The following is a 21,998-nucleotide window of genomic DNA, read 5'->3' as shown; positions in this document are numbered from 1 at the left end:
ATGGAAAATTCAGCGATAGAAACTTTGTTGGCCGAGTTAGATGGTCAAGGGATATTTGTGTATTTACAAGACGGGCGCTTAAAGCTCAGGAGTCGCAACAGCGATGTTCCCGCCGAAAAGTTAGCGCTGATCCGAGCTCACAAATCGGAGTTAATCGCCTATATGCAAAGGCATCACCAAAAGGTGGGGAGACTGTCTCGAGCGCAGCAGCGTATCTGGTTTTTAGAACAGTACGAAGGAGAGCTAAATGCATACAATATGACTGGCTTGTTGAGGTTGTCACAGTCATATTCTGTAGAGCAAGTGGAACTCGCTATTAATAAGGTGCTTCAAGATTACGACGTGTTACGCAGCCAATTTCGTCAAGAAGGGGGGGAGGTCAAGCAAGTTGTCGATCAAGACGCAGTACTCCATGTTAGTGAAATTGCGGCCTCATCAGAGTTGGACTACAAAGCAGCAGCCACATTAGTCCAAGACAAACTTCAATATCGTTTCAACCTAGCTTCAGATCTTTTAATGCAAGCCAGTTTGCTGACTCACAATGGACATGGCAATTGGTTGTATCTGTGTATGCATCATATTGTCGCTGATGGTTGGTCCATTAAACTCTTTACTCAAGCGCTGTTAGATGAATTAGCCGGTCATGTGCGCCAAGTGCCTGCATTGCAATATTTGGATTTTGTCCATTGGGAAAGTCAACACCAGCAAACCGCAGAATATAAAAAACAACTTGCGTATTGGCGGTCAACTTTGGCTGACTTTACAGTGTTTGAGTTGCCAACCAGCATGCCACGTAATACTTATAAGCATTATCAGGGTGCGCAAAATCGTATCTTATTAAACCCAGATGAGTCTGCGCAGTTTGAGCATTACTGCCAAACCCTGGACGTTACCTTATTCTCAGGATATCTGGGGCTTTTTTACGGCTTACTTCATCGATACAGTCAAAACACAGATATTACCGTGGGTGTGCCAGTATTAAATCGAGAACGACATGACTTTGAATCCGTAGTTGGGTGTTTTATTAACACGCTTCCTATGCGATTAAAGGTGTCAGGTGAGCAATCGCTTAACGCGCTATTGACACAAACACAGGCTCAATCTGTTGAATATCTGGCGAATCAGGCAGTGGCAGTTGAAGATATTATTGATGCGATGGAGCTGGCCAAGTCCACTGCACATTCGGCCTTGTTTCAAGTGTTGTTTAATTATAATGGGGTTGCTAAGCAAGCCCTAGCGAGCGGGACCCTGACAGGGACCTTGCAGGAGCTGGATAATCAAACTGCAAAATATGATTTAACCTTGAGCATCAGTGATGTTGAACAGGGTACTGAGCTTTGTTTTGACTATGCGAGTACTTTATTTGATGCACAGTTTATTGAGCAGTTTGCAAGTGATTTTAAGTCTGTCATCAATGCTGTGGTCACTCATCAAGGGAGTACACCGCTTTGCCATATCAGATTGTGCTCGACGGATGAAGAGACCACCAGTTCGGTACAGCCTTTCACTGACATGACCAAGCCTAAGACCGTCATTGAGGCCATTTATCAAGGAGCGCAAAACTATCCAAATGGCTCAGCTCTGGTGCAAGTAAGCCCAGATACATCAAAGGCCATAACTACCCTGAGCTATCGTGATTTATGCTTACAAGTAGACACTTTAGCTTGCCAGTTATTGACTATGCGCGATACCAGTTCTGGGCCTTTGACTTTACTGGTAAGTAAAGAGATAGACTGCATAATTTGGATGCTCGGCGCAATGCGTGCTGGGGTAACTTACTTACCGATAGATGCGGCAACACCTGCAGCTCGTATTTTAGAGATTATGCATCAAGCTAAGAGCGACTGGTTGCTAGCGCCCGAAGCGCATATGGAGGCGCTTGTTGAGTTTGAAGCGCATAGAATTAATGTCTTTTGCCCGAAAGTGCTTCGCGCTCAGCAGCTTGAAAACGACAGTCTTCCTGCGTTCCCTGACGCGAGAGATGTTGCTTATATTATGTTTACCTCGGGCAGTACAGGCAAACCAAAAGGCGCAGAGTTGAGCCATGAGGCGCTTGATTGCTATGTGAATGGCGTGTCTGAGTCTGTGCAATTTAGCCAAACTACTTGTGCTGGCGTAGTGACTGGGCTTGCAACTGATCTCGGCTTAACAGGGATCTTCCCTGTGCTGGTGGCCGGTGGGGCCGTGGTCATAACGAACACCCAAGAACCGGCTTTGCTTGTCGATTGTTTAGTTAAACAAAGGGTCAACTTTGTGAAACTTACGCCTTCTTTTGCTACAGAGCTGTGGCCATGGTTTGAATCTGCTGATGGGCTGAATATTGCTCAGTGGGTTTTAGGCGGGGAGTCACTCAGTGCGCAATTAGTGGCAAATTTATACTCGTTACCGAGTACAGAAGGTGTTTTAAACCACTATGGTCCCACAGAAGCATGTATTGGCGTGAGTGCATTTGCTGTACCAAGGGGTTTTGATGGGCAAAATGTGCCAATTGGGCAAGCATTTTCTCATGTCTCATTTGCAATACTAGATGCTCATCAGCAACCCGTACCTAGAGGGACTCCTGGGGAGCTCTATATTGGTGGGCCCAGTGTAGCCAAAGGATATGTAAACGATGAATCGCAAAGTGCTAGAAGCTTTGTCACGCTCATAGACAAGGGGGCTGAACCTCTGCGTTTTTATCGAACTGGAGATCGTGTAAAACGCAGTTTTAATCATCAAATTGAATTTTTGAATCGTCTCGATAATCAACCAAAAATAAATGGATTTAGAGTTGATTTGGCTGACATTGAAAACAAGCTTTGTACATTGCCTGAGGTAAACTCTGCAGCCGTGATCAGTCGAGAAATTGCTGGCACAGAAACACTACTGGGGTATTTTGTTGCCAGCGATGAGGCACAGGATTTGGTACTGTGTCAGCAGCATATTCGACAAAAGCTCAAGCAACTTTTACCCACGTATCTACTTCCAACTTATCTAGTTAGCTTAAAAGTGCTGCCAAAACTAGCGAATGGGAAAATAGATCGTAAACATTTACAACAACTAACGTTGTCAGTGAATGGGTCAAGTCGATTGCCTCAAACTCAGTTACAGCGAGAGCTCATCGCGTTATATGAATCTCTCACTGGGTGCACAGGTATTGGCATTGACGATAGCTTTTTCAGTGTCGGAGGTCATTCGTTATTGGCAATGCGGTTACTCAATGAGTTAGCTGCAACATGTTCAGTCTCGCTAAGTTTAAAAGAAATATTTGCCAACCCTAGTGTGGCAGAGCTTGCGGATTGCATTAATCGTCATGAAGCAGACAGTGACGAAATTGCTATTAACAAGGTCGCGACTCAGTCTCGATACCCCTTATCGTTTGCACAACAACGCATTTGGTTTGTCGATCATATGCAAGGTCATAGTGAGCAATACAACCTACAAGGTACTTACACGCTGAATGGCCAGCTTGATTTTAACTGCCTAGAGCAAGCCTTTAACCATGTGATAAATACGCAGCAAATACTGGCGTTTAACTACCATCAAGACCAAGGTGGTGATGTTTATCAGTCGCTTAATCAGGCACTGTCATTTAAGCTTAATCTCGAGGACCTTACGCAGATTTCTCCTCAGCATCAATCCCGTGCCGTGGAGCAATCAGTGGCACAAGATGCTCAGCTGTCATTTAAGTTATGTTCGGAATTACTACTGCGAGCAAAAATACTCAAACTCGCTGACACTGAGCATGTTCTGATTATCACAATGCACCATATTGTCTCAGATGGGTGGTCGATTGGGGTTTTGGCGACAGCCATAAGTGAAGCCTATCGAGAATTGAAGGCTGGTAATGTCTTACCATTGAACGCGGCAGGGCCATATTCCTACATAGACTACATTGATTGGCAATTACGCGGAGCACAGTCTGAAAAGTGGCAAACGAGTTTGGCGTTTTGGCAAGAAGAACTCAGTAACTTGCCGCTTGAGCATGCGCTGCCGACAGATAGAGCCAGATCTAACCAAGTTATTCAAGGTGGTGGATTATATTGTGTAGAACTACCTAAAGCACTTAGACAGTCAATCAAAGCATTTTGCCGAGACTCAGGTTTTACACTGTTTCAAGTGTTAAAAACGGTATTTAGTTTATGGCTAAGCCGCGCTCAGCAGCGTCGTGAAGTTGTGCTGGCAACACCTGTATCTGGGCGAAGCATGCAGGCATTTGAGCCGTTGATAGGCAATTTCATTAATACGCTAATTCTGCGTGATAGATATACCGATAGCACTGATTTTATGAGTGCACTCCAGTTAACTCAAACGCAGCTTGCGACGGTTCAATCTCATCAAGAAATCCCGTTTGATATGTTGGTGGAAGAGCTTCAGGTACCTCGTAGCTTGGCAATACATCCACTGGCACAAGTGGTTTTTCGAGTAAACAATGAAGTCAATGAGACCCTTAAACTAGACGGATTAGATGTTACGCTGCACGCTCAAGCTCAGCGCAGTGCCAAACTAGACTTGGAAGTATCGGTGATAGATGGTCAAGCTAGCTGCACCATTGAATGGTTATATGATACCGCAATTTGGGATGAGCAAAGTGTGATTGAATTTGGCGAACAATTTCAATTGGTATTGCAACAATGCCTAGCTGATCCAGAGTTGCCTTTATCTCGGCTACAACTTTGGTCGCCACAGGCCCAGCAACTATTTATCGCCAAATCTCAACCAATTGAATTTGCTTCAAGCGAGCTGATTTCGTGGTCGACACAGTTTTCAAATATGGCGGCTCGCTTTCCGCAAAACACAGCAGTGAATTTTGCTGGTGAGCAGTACTCATATCAAGCTCTAGAGCAGCTATCTAATCAGTTAGCCCATTGCTTATTGGAGATGGCATTCCCTGCACAAAGTTGCATTGCACTGTTGCTACCGTCTGGGCCTTTAGTACCTTTGGCCATGCTTGGCATCGCGAAAGCTAACCATATTTACGTACCACTGCATAGCGATGCACCAACCAATGTGGTCACACATATTGTGGAAGATGCCGAAGTGATGTTGACTCTGGCTTTAAGTGGGGATGCAGAAAAACTGATTGAAGCGGGTACAGACTTCTTGTTGTTGGATGATGTTTTAAATGCCGAATCTGTGCTCAGTGCATATCCTGCTCACATACCATCTGGAGATGACTTAGAGCCCTGTGATATCTCTTTAGCTAAGCGTCTTAGTTATATTATTTATACCTCGGGGTCGACTGGACAACCAAAAGGGGTGCCGATATCTCATGGAAATTTACAGGGTTATTTGCAGCATGCACATCGTCAATACGTAGCTACTCATACACAACCTATATGCGCTGTAATGAGTACTCCGGTTGCGTTTGACGCAACCGTGACAGCAATTTTACCAACTTTGACAATGGGTGGTGAACTCACTATTACGCGACAAGGAGGGGAGTTAATTCCTGATTTGATCGAATTGCTTTGGCAGGCTCAGGAAAGCTTATTTAAATTGACACCCGCACACCTTCGAGCAGTATTGGCACTAACAAGTGATGCATCGGTGTGTTTGAGTGCGCATACAGTCGTGATCGGGGGTGAAGCACTTGAGAGTGATGTCATTGCTGCACTTCGGGCCAAGTTGCCAAACTGTCGCTGGATCAATGAATACGGTCCGACAGAAACAACCGTTGGTGTGAGCACTTTTGAAATAACCAATGAAATATCGACAGACTTGCTGACTCGAACACCTGATGTGCCGATAGGGTTGCCGATTGAAGGTGTTACTATGCTGGTGGTGGATGAGTTTAATCAGCCGGCAGTGCGCAATATGCCCGGAGAGCTACTCATTGCTGGTAAAGTGGTGAGTAATGGCTACATTAACCAACCTGAATTGAGCGCTGAAAAATTCACAGAATGTGCGCTTTGCCAAGCGCAGTCAATGCGCTGTTATCGTTCAGGTGATATCGTGAAATGGCAAATAGACGAGCAAGGCTACCCTGAACTCCTACGTTATCTTGGACGGATTGACGAGCAGGTCAAATTGCGTGGCTATCGTATAGATTTAGAAGCAATATCGCACCATATAAGAGCATTACCGGAGGTTGAAGACTGCGCTTTAACACTGGATGAGGCTCAGCAACGCCTTGTTGCGCACCTTGTATATCAAACTGGAATGGCACTCAGCGAGCGGCAAATCCGTCAGTCATTAACAAAGCACTTACCGCCTTATATGATACCTTCAGCATTTCATCAAGTTTGCGCGATTCCGCTGACTCGAAATGGCAAGGTTGATAAGCAAGCGCTAATGGACGCCTTGCATGACAGTCAAATGGTGAGTAGTACTGCAACGCGTGTGCATTTCGAAGCGCTGTCAGACATGGAAAAGTACATACTTGATTTATATAAAGGAGTTCTACTGACCGAACACATTGGCCTCAATGATAGCTTTTTTGAATTAGGTGGACATTCATTATTAGCCATCCGCTTAATCAGCCAAATTCGACAGGAAAAGCAAATTGACATTACTTTGCCGCAATTGTTTAAAACGCCAAGTGTAAGTGCGCTAGCAGCAGCCATCCCTCAATTTGACAAGATCACTAAATCACATCAAATCCCCACTGTTTCAAGAGAAAACTCGCTGCCACTTTCATTTGCACAACAACGCTTATGGCTTATTGATCAATTACAAACGGGCAGTGCCCAGTATCATATGCCCGCAAGCTTTATATTCTCGGGTGAACTTGATCTAGTCGCTTTTAGTACTGCCTTGAATAGCGTGATTGCACGCCATGAAGTGTTACGCTCAATAATATTGCCGGGCGCCAGTGGTGAGGCGCCAGAACAATTGCCCAGAGCTCAGGTAGAGACGCCATTGGTGTATGAAGATATAACTGCACTGGAGCCTGCGCAGCAAGTACAAAGAGAGCAGTTATTGGTGTCTCAAGTGTGTGACAAGCCGTTTGACTTAAGTCAGGACGTGATGTTGCGCGTTACGATAATTAAACGTGCTGAGCACAATTATTGGGTGCACTTTAATATGCATCACATTGCCAGTGATGGGTGGTCCATGGCTATCTTAGTACGGGAATTAATTGCTTTTTATCGCTACCACAGTGATGAGCAAAGCTTTCCGCTACCTGACCATTTAGCGACTCCATTATCGATTCAATATGCGGATTATGCGCATTGGCAGCGCGAAACACAGTTTGTAGAAATGCAAAACGCGGCACTTGCGTACTGGCTAGAGGCGTTAAATGATTGTCCTGTTTTACACCAATTACCTTTAGATTATGTCAGGCCGAAAGTGCAAGAATTGGCGGGCCTTCGTCATAACATCAAATTGAATGCATCAATTACTGAAGCGCTTCGAGTGCATTGCCACACCCAAGGTGTCACCTTGTTTATGTGGTTGCACAGTGCGTTTACACTGTTAGTGATGCGTTTGAGTGGAGTAAACGATGTGGCAATAGGATCTCCTGTTGCCGGTAGGGAGCAACAAGCCCTAAACGATCTAATTGGCTTCTTTGTAAATACCGTCGTGATCCGTGGAAAAGTTACGCAGGAGATGAGTTTTAATGCATGGTTAACACAGCAAAGAGACGTTATTCTAGGCGCGTTTAAACATCAATCTTTGCCGTTTGAGCAATTAGTTGAAGCGCTCACTCCAGAGCGTAGTTTAAGCCACCAGCCTGTGTTTCAAATTCTTTTTGCCCTACAAAATAATGAAGCTGCTGATTTTGCTCTCCCCCATCTGCATATAGAAATGGAGCCTGCTCAAGCGCCTCGAATGAAATTTGACTTAGAGGTCAACGCGATAGAACGCGGTGATGGCATTGAATTCGAATGGAATTTCAGCCGTGCTTTATTCAGTGCTGATACGATTAAAGGCTTTGCCGATGCGTTTCTTGTGCTGGTGGAGTCTGCATTACAATCCCCTGAACGCCCTATTTCGCAACTACCTATACTTAGTACTGCCGAGCAACAAGCCATTATAAACGCAGGCGCGATGCAAAATGTGCAGGAGTGCGCGCCGCTTTGTCTACATGATAGATTTGAAAATATTGCTTATTTGCAAAAAGATAAACGAGCTGTCAGCGACAATGCTGGAGTGAGCTTGAGTTATAGTGAGCTTTGGCAACGTTCGGGTGATTTGGCTAAATATTTGTTAGATCAGGGAGTTCGGCCGAAACAACGGATTGCGGTTTGTCTTTCTCCATCAACTGATATTGCGGTTTCTTTATTGGCAATTTTAAGAGCAGGGTGCGCCTATGTGCCTATTGACCCCAAACTGCCAGCTAAACGCATTCAATTTATTCTACAAGACAGTCAAGCAACGGGGCTCGTAACGTGTAACGAATTGAAGCGGACCTTGGCCAATTTATCTGACTCAATTAAGCAAACACCGCTGATTTTATTTTGTATTGATGAGTCAGAATTGTGGATGGGTAGCAAAGAAGAGCTGCCGAAATCAGAGGTATCAGACTTGGCTTATGTGATCTATACCTCGGGGACGACAGGTCGGCCAAAAGGGGTGCAGATCACTCACCAGAATTTATATCACTATTTGTCATATGTAGTAAGAGACTACACCAATTGCGACTTACAAGGCAGCATCGTCAGTACACCGCTTGCGTTTGATGCGACTGTGACTTCCTTGTGGGGCGGTTTGCTCGCAGGACTTGGTATTGAATTTTTGGATGATGGTGAGCAAATGCTGCCGCAACTAGCCAAATGCTTATTCTCAGATCAAGCAAAGCTATTTAAAGTTACACCTGCACATCTTCAAGGTGTTTACGAAATCATAAAGGGAATGTCATTGCAGCGCACCTTTAATGCTAAGCATCAAGTGGTGATTGGTGGTGAGGCTCTCACCTGCGAGATATTGAGTAAACTAGAGACGTTCCTACCTAAAGCTTTATGGATTAATGAATATGGCCCAACCGAAACCACAGTTGGGACCTGTGTTTATCATTGTGACGGTGATGCACTTAAAGCACTCACCAATGCGAATTTCAGGCATGTACCAATAGGTGCACCTTTGCCATACAGCCAGTGTGTTGTGCTTGATGAAGCACAGCAGATCGTACCCCAAGGCGTAATCGGTGAGCTCTATGTGTGTGGTGAAGGGGTAACGTCGGGTTATGTCACGGATGTACCAAATCTTGAACATAAATTTGCCTCTTTGTCATTTGGGACTAGCAATAAGGCCCATCGATATTATCGTACGGGAGATAAAGTTAGATGGGTGATAGATCCGGTTTCTAATAAGGTTCAGTTGAGTTTCGAAGGGCGCACAGATGAGCAAATTAAATTGCGAGGTTATCGGGTTGAACTACATGAAGTAGCGTATTATTTGCAGCAATTACCTGAAGTTGAAGAGGCATGTGTATTACTTAACGAGAAGCAGGATAATTTAGAAGCATTCGTTGTAACAAGTCAAAGCACAGAGCATGCACAACCCAAGCTCATGGATGAAACATTACACACTTTATTGCAGTCTCAGCTGGTGATGCAATTACCGAGCTATATGTTGCCCCATCGCTTTATACAAGTGAGCAGTTTTCCCCTGACTGTTAACGGTAAAGTCGATACTCAGAAACTAAAAGGTATGGCACGCAATGTCCATGTGAGCCATGAGGTGGTTGCTCCTCAGACAGAATTAGAGAAGTCTCTTCTGGCGATATTTATCCAAGTGCTTGAAGTCAATCAATGTGGCGTGACAGATAGTTTCTTTGTTATGGGAGGTCATTCGTTATTGGCAGTGCAATGTGTCGGTTTGATACAAGAGCAGTTAGGCGTGACGATGCCGGTACGGATTCTGTTTGAACGGCCCAATGTCGCAGCACTGGCGAAGTGGGTGCGGATCAATGCGTCTCTTGATGCTGTCGAAAAGGGAAATGCTCAAGACACTCCACTAAATGACTCTTCGAACGATTCTTCGAACGATTCTTCGAACGATTCTTCGAACGATTCATCAGAGGAGATGTTCCTGTGAATGGTGGTGAATTACAAGCAATTGAATCCTTGATCGAAGAAGCACTTGATGCCGGAATTACGTTATATGCCAAAGAGGGGAAGCTAGCATTTCGCCAAAAGCATGGCTTTCCTGATGGATTGAAACAGCGCGTTATTGCAAAAAAAGATCAATTGTTGGCCTATTTTCAGCAGCACAGTGCCATAGGCGATAAAGCACAGAGAGTTGAAATTCCCAAAGCGCAGGTATCGCAATTTATGCCTTTGAGCTATGCGCAAGAGGGGCTGTGGTTTATTGAGCAGTTACAGGGGAGTCGTCAGTATTATATGCCGGCAGAATTTCAACTGCTTGGTAACATCTCGGCAAACGCATTAGAGCAAGCGGTTCAATTTGTGATTCAGCGCCATGATAGCTTGCGTAGCACTTTTCATGCGGATCATGCATCGCAAGGCAAGCCGTTTGTTAAGGTCCAAAATGCATTTGAAACACCGTTTGAATACGTTGATATAAGTGGCGTTGAAGGCGACAAGCAAGTACACATGCAATCTAGATTAGAAAGCTTTTATGCGCGCCCATTTGACTTGTCGAAAGACCTGCTTATACGCGTATTGCTGGTTTCAGATGAGCAGCGTCATTGGTTGGCTTTTAATATGCACCATATCGTGTCTGATGGTGCATCAATGGCTAACTTAGTGGCCGAAATAGAACATTGCTATAGCGCCTTACTCAAAGGTGCTCCAAAAACTTTGCCGCCATTGATGTGTCAATTTGGCGACTATGCCGAGTGGCAAAAAGCACACTTAAACGACGCCTATTTTGAGCCTCACCTGTCATATTTTGAACGTGTCTTACAAGACAAATCACCTCTGCAATCTTTACCACCAGATAAGCCCAGAGCTGCGGTGCAGAAACTGCAAGGCGCGCGCTATGTTCAAACCTTGCCAGCTTCGCTAAGCAAAGCTCTGGTTGCGTTAGCTGCACAGCAACAAAGTTCCTTGTTTATGTGGTTAATGAGTACCTTTATGTTGTTTATTGCTCGTATCAACCAGCAATCCTCTGTTCTCATTGGCACGCCGGTACTCGGGCGAGACAACCCGCAGTTAGAAAAACTGATAGGCTTATTTGTGAATACGCTTGTCGTTGAAGCAGAGATAGAACAAGACTTAGCATTTTCAACTTGGCAAAGTGCCCACAAAGCACAAATCCTTGAGGCGCTTGAGTACAGAGCCTTGCCTTTCGACCGTGTAACAGAATTAGCTGCGGGTGGTCGAGATCTAAGTCACCACCCAGTCGTGCAAATTTTATTTTCCCTCACACAGGGCCAAGATACTTCGTTGCATCTCCCTGGACTTGAAGTCATTGAGACCGCGCCTGTAGATGGCGAACCTGTTGCAGTGAAATGTGACCTTGAGCTAAATGTGCAACAGTTAGACGACACTTTGGTGTTACATTGGAAGTATGACAGTAACTTGTACGAACGAGCCACAATAGAACAGTGGGCGAACAGTTTTTCAGTGATGCTCAATGGCATTATTACTGCGCCCAATACACCGGTCGGGCAACTCCCACTGATGGATGAAGCGCAAAAGTCAGCGATGTTGGCTCAGCCCCAATGCCAATATGTTGATTGGCCTAAGCAAGACACTATTGTCTCTCTTTTTGAGCAGCAAGTAGACAAGTTTGCGTCTAGAGTTGCATTGACGGATTCTGACACGGCTTTGAGTTATGAAGTGCTGAATCAGCAGGTCAATCGACTCGCTGCTGTATTGCAGGCACAGGGTATAAAACCTGAGCAATTGGTACCTGTTAGCCTGTCTCGGGGTATCGATATGGTAGTGACTCTATTAGCTATTCTCAAAGCTGGTGGTGCATATGTGCCTATCGATCCTAGCTACCCGATTGAACGTATTGAATACATTGTCGGTGATGTCGGGGCTGACATACTGATTTGCGATAAGCTGACACGAGAAATATTCTCCCATCTTGCAGTGGACGTGTTGGTTGTAGAGGAAGCATTGAATAGTCGTGCTTTAGAGTCTACTAAACCTTATAAACATGTCGCGATACACCCTCAGCAGCTCGCTTATATAATTTATACATCGGGTACCACAGGCAAGCCAAAAGGCGTGCAAATCGAGCACCGTCACGTGGTACGACTTTTACACCCTACACCCAATTTATTTGATTTTAATGAGCGAGATGTATGGACCATGTTCCATTCATTTTGCTTCGACTTTTCTGTTTGGGAAATGTATGGCGCGCTGTTGTTTGGCGGCAAGCTCGTGATGGTCAAACAGGATGTTTACAAAGACACATCGGCGTTTGCAAAACTGCTATTGTCAGAACAAGTGAGTGTACTAAATCAAACCCCCAGCGCTTTTTACGTATTGCAGGCTTGCATGCTATCACTGCAGGCTGAGTTGGGCACAGTGCCTTCTGTGAGATATGTAATTTTTGGTGGAGAAGCGCTGCAGCCCAGTAAAATCAAGCCTTGGCGTTCTATGCTACCCCACTGTGAATTAATTAATATGTATGGGATCACCGAAACAACGGTGCATGTGACGTTTAAGCGATTAAGTGATTCTGACTTAGAGCTTGGGGTTAGTAATATAGGTAAACCGATACCAACGACTTCTTGCTATGTGTTGGATGAGCATCAGCAGTTGCTCCCACAAGGTGCTGTTGGTGAGTTATACGTTGGCGGAGAGGGGGTCGGGCGTGGTTATTGGCAACGTCCCGAACTAAATAGTGCGCGCTTTATTGAAGTAAGCTTGTCATCACAACATCGTGAGCGTGTTTATCGCTCGGGTGATTTAGTCAGGCTATTACCCAGCGGTGAGATGACGTATGTAGGTCGCATCGATGATCAAGTCAAAGTACGTGGCTACCGCATTGAGTTGGGTGAAATTGAAAATCAGCTCAGGTCGCATCATTGGATTGATGAGGCGGTAGTACTGCTGGACACGAATGCTTTGCTAGGCGCGACGATTGAAGCGTTTGTAAGTGTGAATTCCGACGCTCAATTTCATAAGATGACTAATGAGCTAATCGCGTTTTTAAAAACAACCTTACCTGATTTTATGTTGCCGCGCAGTATCGTTAGTGTGGTGGAAATACCGCTTACCAGCAATGGTAAAGTTGACAAAAAACAACTGCTCTCATTGCTGGAAAACTGTGAGCAGATTAGTGAATACGAATCTCCAAAGAGTGAGGCAGAGCAACAAGTCGCAAATGCTTTTGAACAGGTATTGCATTGTCAGCAAGTCGGTAGAGACAGTGACTTTTTCAGTTTGGGTGGACACTCATTACTTGCCGTTGAATTAGTCAGCTTTTTACAAGCCCAATATCACGTATCGGTGTCGCTCAAAGATGTCTTCCAATTTTCAAGCGTGGCTCAACTCGCAGCACAACTTGATAAGGGAGCAGCGGTATCGGATGAGATAGGTATACCCGTATCCAACGATCAGCTTCGTGCGCCGTTGTCGTTTGCTCAGCAAAGGCTGTGGACATTAGATACGCTTGACACATTGGGGGAAGATGCTGCGCTTTACCATGTGCCACTACTGTTTGATATACAGGGGCCATTAAACCAATCTGCTTTCGAGCGAGCATGGCTAAGTGTTGTGAAGCAACACCCTGTGTTACGCACTGTGTATAGAAAAGCTGAGCAGGGCAATATCGAGCAGCATGTACTGCCAATAAAGACAATGCCAATTGTATTTGTCGATGCGAGTGATAAATCTCCAGCGGAAATAGAGTTTGCTTGGCGCAAGCTACAACGCGATGATGGTCAACGCGCATTTGATTTGCAACATGATCTTATGCTGCGGGTGCACTTACTAAAGGCATCCTCATGTCATTTTAAACTGTTAATTAATATTCATCATATTGCCTGTGATGCTCATTCGCTACGCTTGATCGTCAGGGATTTTACAAAGGCATACACCGCGCTATGTACAAATAGTGTATTTAACACTGCAAAAATAAGTAAGCCTAGCTCGACGAGTTATATTGATTATGCTCAGTGGCAACGGGCTTGCATGCAACAACAGTCGCTTGAACAACACCGTGAATTTTGGCTGGCGCACTTATCAGGTGCGCCAGTGGTACATCAATTGCCCCTTGATAGGGCTCGTGCCAAACAGGCCGCTCAGCATGGTGGGCAATATGTTCAGCATTTTAATAAACAAAAATATAAACAGATAACCGAGCAGAGCCAGAATTTAAGTGTTAGCACTTTTATATGGCTTCACACTTTATTTTCATTATGTGTAGCGCGCTTTAGCAACACCCGTGATGTGGTCATAGGTTCCCCATTTTCGGGTCGAACAGCACATCAGTTGGATGAAGTTGTTGGGTTCTTTATTAATACATTGCCTATTCGTATGTGCTTTGACGAGCAAATGACAGTCAAATCACTGATGGAGCAGCAAAAAGAAGTGATGCTAGCTATTCATGAGCATCAAGCAATGCCATTTGAAAAAATAGTGGATACATTGCAGCAACCGCGTGATTTAAGTCATCACAGCATATTTCAAATTAGCTTTGCTTTTAACCCTAAAGAACATACTGAGTTGAAGTTGCCTGAGTTAATTGTGACACCTGCTATGACAGAGCAGGTGAAGGCCAAGTTTGAACTGGATGTCACCTGTAGTGAAGGTGATGAAGGGTTGACTTTAAATTGGATCTACAACAAATCATTATTTGAACCTGTGACCATTGAGCGCTTGGCCAAGGCGTTTGAAGTGCTTGTCACTGGCGCTTTAGCGTCTACGAGTGACAAGGTCAGTTTGTTACCGATGGTTTCAGACTGGCAAGGGGCAGTTCTACATGGGCGCAGTTGCGCACATCAGGCAAATGATGTGATCTCGCAAGTATTGTCCCACCAAGCTGATCCTGCTCTTTGGCAACGTACCGCGCTGTTAGAGCCCGATGGTCGGAAGGTCAGCTATCAAACACTTGAACGCAGTTCGCAACAGCTTGCGCATGAATTACTAAACGTAGGCGTTACAGTTGGTGATACTGTGTTGCTATGCCTTCCCGCGGGTATTGATTGGGTGGTAGCAATGTTTGCAGCTATGCGTATTGGCGCGAGTTATGTTCCCGTCGACCCTGACTACCCAAAAGACAGGATACGCTATATCGCTGAAGATAGCGGCTGTACGTGTGTTGTAACATACACCAAGCTGGCCCATTTGATCGGTTCTCCAGAAAACCTCTCAGCCCAGATAATTAAATTAGATACGAATCGCGCGCAGCTAAATGTCGAAAGTTTGCCCGTTTTGCAACTCGCAAAGAACCAACCTGCTTATGTCATTTATACCTCAGGCACGACGGGCCAACCAAAAGGGGTAGTCGTACCACAAGAAGGGTTAAGCAATTTATGTCAGTGGCATCAACATGCGTTTGCAGTAGATAGTCGCAGTGTTGCGACTCAAACCGCGAGTGTGGCGTTTGATGCAGCCACATGGGAAGTCTGGCCTTATCTATGTGCTGGTGCGACGCTAACTTTCGTGCCAAAAACCACCTTTAGCGATGCAAAGGCCCTCTCAGCTTGCATGGATAAATACGCTGTTACGCATAGTTTTTTAGCCACCCCAATTGCAATGGCTGTGATGGCCGACCAAGCATTTTGTCCTCGTGATTTACAGTATCTGTTGGTGGGAGGAGATAAACTTGGCGTGACAGACACGCAACGCTTTAATTTCAAGCTGGTTAATAACTACGGTCCCACAGAAACCGCTGTAGTTGCAACTTCGGGCGTAGTAGAGAATCACTTAGAAATCCCTAACATTGGTGGACCAATCGACAATACATTGCTGTTGGTTTTGGACGGTGCTGGTCAGTTACAACCACCTGGCGCGGTAGGTGAGCTGTATATTGCGGGTGCAGGAGTCGCACTTGGTTATCTTAACCGTCAACAGCTTAGTGAACAGCGGTTTGTCCACTGGAAGGCACCAAATGAGGAGGTGATTAGAGCATATCGTAGTGGTGATTTAGTGCGTCAGGTAGACCATGCTCACCTTGCATACCTTGGTCGCAATGATGAACAAATTAAGCTGCGTGGTTACCGTATTGAACTGGATGAAATTACTGCTCAATTAAAACAGTCTGTAGCAGTTGAGGAGTGTGTTGTATTAGTGTGTAAAAGTGCCAATGAGAGCCAGCAGTTGGTGGCTTTTGTGGTCCCCGCGAATGCTGACCTTAAGGGGTTTAGTGCGCGAGCAGTGAAAGAGCAACTGCAAAAAGTATTGCCTAGTTACATGTTGCCGAGCCATTACATCGTGCTCAGTACATTGCCACTGACAGCGCATGGCAAAGTGGATAATCGAGTCTTGCAAGCCCAGTTTGAAGCGCAACACATTGAGTCAGATTTACACACATTACCAGAGCAAAACGCTTCGCCGCTTCAAAGTAAGTTACTTGGACTTTATCGTGAGGTACTAAACAGCTCCTCTATGGATGTGAACAGTGACTTTTTTGCTTTAGGTGGAGACTCAATTTTAAGTATCCAAATTGTTAGCCGTGCTCGAGTGCTCGGCTTGGATCTAAACGTGGCAGATATATTTGCTTTCCCAAGTGTGGCCAAGCTCAGCAAACATTTGAATGACTCTCAGCCCGACCTAGAACAAGGCGATGAGAATGTGATGTGCGAAGGGGTATTGATGCCATTACCTGCGCAGCAATGGTTTTTAGAGCAAGAATTTGAAGACCCTGAACACTGGAATCAGGGGGTGATGGTATCTGTAGACAAAAGCGTTAAAACTGCTGATATCTACCAAGTGATGGAGTATTTGATTGAGCATCATGACAGTTTAAGGCTAATAGTCGAGCGGCCCAATTTACTTAAATTTGCTTCCGATGTTGTCATTCTGCAAGTTGTTGATGTGTTGGATGTTAGCAATACAGAAGACTGGCGAAACCAATTACACACGCATTGTGAACAAGCTCAACAGTCATTGCGCTTTGATGGCAGTATCTTGTTTAAAGCACTATATGTTGTTACGCCAGCTGACGAGCAAACGAATCGATTGGTGTTGATCGCCCACCACTTATTGGTGGATGGGGTTACTTGGCGTGTGTTATTAGAAGACTTGGCGCAAGGCCTAGAGGCCAGTACCAGTAACTCAACAATGCCAAAAAGACGACAGCAGGCAAATCTTCAACAAGTTTCAGCCCACTTTAGGGAGCACGCGCAGCAAGTTGCAAAGGTGAGTAACTGGACTACTTGTGTGGCGGCTGCTAATGCCCAACAGTTTATAACTTCGTCTTCAACGAACTCCTCAAGCGCATTGGCGCAATTGCAGTTGACGCTGTCTAGGGAGCATACTCAAACATTACTAACCGATGCCAATCAACCTTATAACACGCGTATTCAGACGCTACTGTTGGCTGCTTTGCACCTAGCCGTAATGCAGCAATATCAGGTGCAATCACAGGTGGTGATGATGGAAGGTCATGGCCGCACGCAATTACAAGGACAGGTAAAAGGAAGTGAAACTGTAGGCTGGATGACAGCCATGTATCCACTGCATTTATATGCTAATTCTAATGCTGTGAAGGATGTGATTTGTGCAGCAAAAGAAGCCTTGCACAGTACACAGTTAATTTCAGATGAGTATGGCATGTTACGCTATATGCATCCCGAAGAGAAACACAGAAATGCGCTTCATATTGATACCAAGGAGCTCATATTCTTTAACTATCTTGGTCAGTTAGACACGGTTATCCGTCAGCAAGGTGTATTGGGAGATGCCGCAGAGAGCTGTGGAACCTTGATCGGTGAGCAAAACCATGCTTTTTATGCCATGCAGCTTACGGCTGCAATTTCGGCTGGTGAACTCAGTATCAATATAGACTTTGATACAGCTTTGATAAGCAACCATGATGCAAATGCATTCAAACTTGCACTAGAAAGTGCTATTGAAGACATCATCACCCATTGTAAAGGGTTGTCCAAACGCTGGTACACAACCAGTGACTTTTCGCTTTTAACTCGTTGCTCATCACGTCAGTTAAATAGTTTAGTGGCACAGTACAAAGCTGAGAATGTCGCTGATATTTATCCCTTGAGTTATTTACAGCAGGGAATGTGGTTTCAAAGTCAGCTAAGCCCTTCAGACTGCCGGCCTTATCTTGAACAGAGCAAGATGATTTTTAGGGGGCATTTTGACAGCGAGGCATTTGTATATGCATGGCAGCAAGTCATGGCGCAGCACAGCATATTGCGCAGTGCGTTCAATACATTAGACGGAGAGCCAGTACAATTGGTATTGGAAAACTGTGAACTCCCTATATGTATTGACGCCTATCTCGATATACCTGTGAATGAACAAAAAGGTCACCTAGAAACTGTGGCAGAGCGAGAGTATCAGCTTGGTATTGCACTCGATGCAGCGCCTTGTATGAAGCTACGTTTGCTGCCTATGGCTCAGTCTCATTGGGGATTAGTTTGGACTTACCATCACATGATCATGGATGGGTGGTCACTGCCGGTACTGTTCAATAAGCTTTTACGTTTTTACAATGCTCGAATTGCAGCTCAAAGTGCCTTAATTCAACCAGATAACTATGTAGACTTTATTCGATACATTAAGGCAAATAAACAGCCAGAGGCTGCGCAGTTTTGGCAGACATATTTACAAGAAGCATATAGACCAACTTTGCTCAGTGAGCATCTTCAAACGGGTGTTCACATAGAGGAGGCCGAGTATCGAGAAGACACGTTACAATTCCCTGTAGCTCTGTGTGAGCTAATTAATAGATGTACAACAAAGTTGGGGATCACGGCCAATCATCTTATCCAAAGCATGTTCGCCTATTGGTTGAGCGTGTGTTGTCAGAGTCAATACGCCTTATTTGGCCAAACTATTGCGGGTCGACCTGCTGCATTACATAACATGGAAAATCGAGTTGGTGCTTACATAAATACGCAAGCGGTATTGGTGCCAGTTGATTTAGAAACGTCTGTCCATGACTTTTTGCTGGGGTGCAAAGATAACTTTGCATCTTTGACCAATTATACTCAAACCGCGTTGAGTGACGCGCATCACTGTAGTCCCATAGACAATCATAGTGATCTTTTTGATGTTTTATATGTGTTTGAGAACTTTCCTCAATCCCCATTGGGAGCTCAAGCGAATGCGCCATTTGAGCTAGTGTATCGCAGCGAACGAGATCAAACGCATTACCCCTTTACGCTGGTTGTATCGGGTAGTCAGCAGCTATCCTTAACTGCTTGCTACCAAACAAGTTTATTGTCAAAAGAGCACGCTACCCATTTCTTGGCGATGCTTGCGCACTTAATCGAGGTGGTTTGCAACTCGCCGCAGCGGCTATTGGGTGAGCTCCCACAAGTGTTGCCAAATGAACGCAGTGCAGATAAATCATTGTCCATTCCGACTGCGAGCTTTGGTTTTTCTGATCGACAAGGCGGGCAGCCAATTCTCTCTCAAAGTTCCATTCCTGATGCCTTTTACGAGGCCGCAAAACGGTTTGAACATGATGATGCGGTGGTGTTTTACGATGGGGAAAATAGCTCACCAGTCCACAAATTGAGTTATGGCGCATTAGATAAGCAGTCATCACAATTGGCGAGTTGGTTACAAGCCCAACTTGATGAATGCAGTGCGCAACCTATTGTGGGCATTTGTATTGAACCCAGTATTGATTTAGTCGTCGCCATTTTAGCTGTTTTGAAGGCTGGGGCGGCCTATCTGCCAATCACTGCTGCTTTGCCTGAAAGCAGAAAGAGCCTGATTGTCAATGACGCTGGAGTTGCTTTGATTTTGGCTGACAACCAGCTTTGGCATACGGAGCAAGTTAACTGCAAGACATACCTGCTAGCGGAAATAGATTGTGTTCAAAACACCAGTGCTCAGATGAACATTGCTAAATCATCTCCGACAGATCTATGTTATGTGATTTATACGTCAGGAACTACAGGCGTACCAAAAGGCGTTATGGTAGAGCAGCGAAGTGTTCTCAATTATGTGCGCTTTTTATCTCGTGAATATGGCATTTCTAATCGAGACAACTACTTACAATTTGCTAGCTTCAGCTTTGATGTATTTGCTGAGGAACTGTTTTGTAGCTTATTGAATGGCGCAACCTTAGTGCTCAGTGAGCAGACAAAGCTGTTGGATGTGCAGAAGTTAAGCACCTTAAGTCATCATGCCGATTTAACTCTTATGAGTTTACCTACCGCGTATTGGCATCAACTTTGTGCGAGTGAATTTTGCCTTAACCCGCAGTTGCGCGTCATCACTATTGGCGGTGAGCAAATGCAAGTAGCTGCATTACGTAAATGGCAGCAGAAGCAGGGAGAGCGCATACATTTGATCAATGCGTATGGACCAACAGAGGCAACTATATCTACAACCTTACAAGATGTGACTCAATTCAAAGGCGATGAAGTTGCCATTGGCCGAGCTGTTGCCGGAGTCAAACTGCATGTGCTAGATGCACGTTTAAAGCCTGTTCCTAATTATGTTTCCGGTGAGTTGTATGTTAGTGGTGTTGCGCTTGCCAGAGGCTATTTAGGTGATGAACAAAAAACGACACAGTCCTTCATTGTCGATCCTGATACTGGAGTCAGGTTATATAAAACTGGCGATAGAGTAAAAGTTAATGACCAAGGAGAGCTTGTTTATATTGGTCGCCAAGATGGGCAAGTGAAAGTGCGAGGCTATCGCATCGAGTTGGCTGAAGTCGAGCGGCAAGTGTTGGCTTTGGATGGCATTGAGCAATGTGCAGTAGTGATTAAGCAAGATGCCAGCGACCATGCACAGTTAGTTGCCTTTGTAGAATTCGGGGACCAATACTCCTCTACGGCAGAATTAATTGATCAGCTGAAATTGCGCTTACCCAGTTACATGGTCCCTCAGCAGTGGGTGCCTATTAACCGTTTACCTCATACGTCAAATGGTAAGCTAGACCGCAAAGCCCTCACTTTGCAGGCGCAGCAGCTAAAAGCACAACAGAAAGAATATAAAGTGCCTGAGAGTTTATTGGAAAAATGTTTAGCTAGGCAATTTGCCACGCTGTTAAAGGTAGACCGTGTAGGGCTTGATGATGACTTCTTTTTACTGGGTGGTCACTCATTATTAGTGATGCGCTTGGTGGCAGGAATTGAAGCACAACTAAACTTATCTATTCCGTTGACTGTCGTGATACAGCACCCAAGTGTCGGTGCGCTAGCAGGATATATTGAGCGGCAAAGAAAAGAGTTACGAGAGAATGAAGCTGTTACACGTACATTAATGTGCTTGCAGGATGGTGAGGCCGGTTTTACTCCTGTTGTAATGATTGCAGGCGCTGGTGGTATGTTGATGGCGTTTCAACGTTTAGTCGAAGAGTTGGACTCGCGGATCCCAGTATATGGTTTACAACCTGAAAAAATAGCAAATAAACCAGAGATTGTTGGGTCGGTGACACGCACCGCTGAACACTACTTAGCAGCCATAAAAATGTTGCCATCTGTACACTTGGTTACTCACTCCTTCGGTAGTTTTATTGGTTATGAAATGGTCAGGCAAGCAGAGCAAGGAGAAATCACTTCTTTGACAATACTCGATACACCGTTACCAAGTAAACCGGCGAGTGCTGTGAGCGAAACTCAAATTAGCCAATTTATACTGGATAATCTTTGTGAGTTTTTTGACTTATCACCGCGACAAAATGAGATTGCCCACTATATTCAAATGGCTGAATCGACAAAGCTTGAGATGTTAGCCAGCTGGTTGGAACACGTTGGTATTTACTTCTCACAGGCTCAACTTGGACGGTTTTATCAAACATATAGGGCACAGCTACTGGCAAAAGTCGTACTGGAGGCCCCATTACCAGATTTACCTGTTACCGTGATTAAAGCAGCGAAAACGTCAGAATTTGAGGGTCAAGAAATCAAATTAGACATGGGATGGCAGCGTGTGGTTAGGGACATCAAGGCGTTTGAAATAGACGGTGATCACCTTTCAATTTTACGAAACCAAGAGGAAGTAAAACACCTAGTGGTAGAGATAGAAAGTAACTACATACTGCACAAATAAATGTAA

Annotated in this window: 2 protein-coding genes; both read left to right on the top strand. The window is 44.9% G+C overall.

The window, feature by feature from the left end; genetic code table 11:
* The gene (locus N475_RS08615; protein WP_063365064.1) at nucleotides 1-9,963 is read left to right on the top strand and encodes a non-ribosomal peptide synthetase; all 9,963 of its coding nucleotides are present in this window, start codon (nucleotides 1-3) and stop codon (nucleotides 9,961-9,963) included.
* Nucleotides 9,960-21,992 carry a non-ribosomal peptide synthetase gene (locus N475_RS08610; RefSeq protein ID WP_063365063.1) on the top strand — a complete coding sequence of 4,011 codons (12,033 nt, stop codon included), beginning with the start codon at nucleotides 9,960-9,962 and terminating at the stop codon, nucleotides 21,990-21,992. Before N475_RS08615 ends, N475_RS08610 begins: the two co-directional genes overlap by 4 nt.
* Nucleotides 21,993-21,998 lie beyond the last annotated feature (6 nt).

This window comes from Pseudoalteromonas luteoviolacea DSM 6061 (assembly GCF_001625655.1).
Lineage (GTDB): Bacteria > Pseudomonadota > Gammaproteobacteria > Enterobacterales > Alteromonadaceae > Pseudoalteromonas > Pseudoalteromonas luteoviolacea.
The sequence above is the reverse complement of the archived record's forward strand: the minus strand, read 5'-3'. Positions and strand labels throughout refer to the sequence as shown.